Origin of the sequence: Neisseria sp. P0022.S009, assembly GCF_051956675.1 — a bacterium.
Lineage (GTDB): Bacteria > Pseudomonadota > Gammaproteobacteria > Burkholderiales > Neisseriaceae > Neisseria.
Window position 1 is genome coordinate 1 of sequence record NZ_JBQCXE010000050.1, and the last position, 500, is coordinate 500.

The following is a 500-nucleotide window of genomic DNA, read 5'->3' on the forward strand; positions in this document are numbered from 1 at the left end:
CAACTTTTCCCTACGTTAAGAACGCTTCATCCGCCCTTAAATCCACCGTCTCCCTCCCCCCCCCCTCCCCCCCCCCCCCCCCCCCCCCCCCCCCCCCCCCCCCCCCCCCTCCCCCCCCCCCACCTGGTGCAAAAAGCAACCCTAATACCAAATGTAGAGAGGTCTCGTGGGCTCGTAGATGTGGATGAGATACAGCTCATACTGTAACCATCAAAGACGGTAACGGTAACACCACTACTACCATCGTTAAAGACGGTGCAACTGGTGCCAAAGGCGATACCGGCGCAACCGGTGCCGACCTTTCCATTATCCACACCTGCCGCTGCCGAATCATTAGACGGTGTAGCTCTCGGTGTTCTCTGTATCCTTAAAAAGGGGGGGGTGGGGGGGGGGGTGGGGGGGGTAGGGAGGGTGGAGTTGGTGAGGAAGGTGGGAGGGGTGGGGGTGGGGGGGGGGGGGGGGGTGGAGGTGAAGGAAGAGGTGGGGGTGGGTGCATGTGG

1 protein-coding gene is annotated in these 500 nt (G+C 62.2%); it reads right to left on the bottom strand.

All coding sequences use genetic code 11. From position 1 onward, the window contains the following. Positions 1-26 precede the first annotated feature (26 nt). The coding region (locus ACTHUG_RS11380; RefSeq protein ID WP_440422282.1) for a hypothetical protein at positions 27-500 on the bottom strand (474 nt) is incomplete at its 5' end.